The sequence below is a fragment of the Peribacillus sp. P4_C12 genome (assembly GCF_056402095.1).
Genome location: NZ_JBFUIB010000730.1, coordinates 1 through 1526, shown reverse-complemented (window position 1 = coordinate 1526; position 1526 = coordinate 1). Strand labels below are relative to the sequence as shown.

Sequence of the window (1526 nt, the reverse complement as noted above, 5' to 3'; positions counted from 1 at the left end):
GGATGTTACCAATTTGGGGTGTAACAGCTGGAGTAAAAAACGTAAATCAAAAAAAGTGGGATAAAATTCAGTCTGGTGATTTTACTTTCTTTTCGGCTGATAGACTTTTATACTCATCTGGAATAGTAACATTTAAATTACATAACAAATCCCTCGCTGATTTCCTTTGGGGGTACAATACAAAAGGTGAAACATGGGAATACATATACTTTCTGGATGAAATAAGAGAGCATGATATTCCAGTAGCATTGTTTAACCAGATAGTAGGGTATTCAGAAAATAATATAATACAAGGGTTTTCAGTACTAAATGAAGAAAAGAGTTATCCTCTAATAAATTACTTTGACTTAGAAAGTTCTACAATTAGTCAGACTGTAACAGAGAATGAATATTATAAAATTGTAGATAGTTTGAGTAGTGACCCCCTCGATAAAGAAGGAAAAGTGAAAAGTAGAGCTGAACAAGGTTTTTTAAGAAAAACACTTTTTGGTAGTAAAACAATCGATAAATGTGGAATTTGCGGAAAGGATTATCCAATTTCATTTTTGGTTACAGCACATATAAAAAAGAGGGCATTTTGTTCAAAAGAAGAAAGATTAGACTATAAAAGCATTGTCATGCCAATGTGTAAATTTGGTTGTGACGATTTATTTGAGAAAGGCTATATAATTATAGTAGACGGTAAAGTTACAATAAGTGAAAAAGTAACAACAAACTGTTTAGATGAGTATATGAGTAATATAAAAGGAAGAGAAATAAGAAACTGGAATGAAGATAGCTTAAAGTATTTTCAATGGCATGCTAAATATCATTCTCTATCAAAAAGTAGGTGAGATTTATTACATGTAATTGATTGTTTAAAAAATCYCTCTTTAAAAGAGGGACTTAAAAAGAGGGACTTATTAAAAATTCATTTTGATTGTAAATCTATAATCACTTTGTGATAGATTCTCTCTAAGGTTAATTGTTCATCTAAATCTTTAGGGATATTAGAAAAGGAGTTAAATACTCTGAATAGTGACATAGTATTTCCTACTAGTTCTTTATCATAAACTTCCTTTACTCTTTTTCTGGTTTCACCTACAATATCTCGGTTATCCACTATTTTTTTGAAAATAGAGTAAATCTGATTTTCATCTAAAACTTTTAAGTTACTAATAGATTTAATGTAATCTAATATTGTTTTTTGTCTGTCTTTAATAACAAATAAACTTTCAATTTTAGATTTTAGGTTTTCAATTCCAATTGAGTGTTGAACACTGAAGAACGCATCATTTAAATCAGGAGTAGCTGCAAAGCTATTATTATCATCATCAATAATACGATATCTAAGTTCAAAAGTTAACTTGCTTTTCTTTAGTTCGTTATTGGAAAGTACCGCTCCAAAATAGACATTACCTATACCAGAAAGAGTTATAGGTTCTGTTTGTTCAAAGAAGACTTTTATTTCTGAATCTCTAAGGTAAGCTTTTATAACTTTAAATTCCTCATTGTTTATTTTTTTATACTTATGTAATGCAATTAAT

Annotated in this window: 2 protein-coding genes; one reads left to right on the top strand and one right to left on the bottom strand. The window is 29.0% G+C overall.

The features are described from left to right. On the top strand, positions 1–833 hold an 833-nt coding region (locus AC1DUW_RS28470), incomplete at its 5' end, for an HNH endonuclease (RefSeq protein WP_477644137.1). A gap of 77 nt (positions 834–910) precedes the next feature. Here the strand turns inward: AC1DUW_RS28470 and AC1DUW_RS28465 are convergent. Next, a partial coding sequence (locus tag AC1DUW_RS28465; protein WP_477644136.1) for a hypothetical protein occupies positions 911–1526 on the bottom strand: 616 nt, incomplete at its 5' end.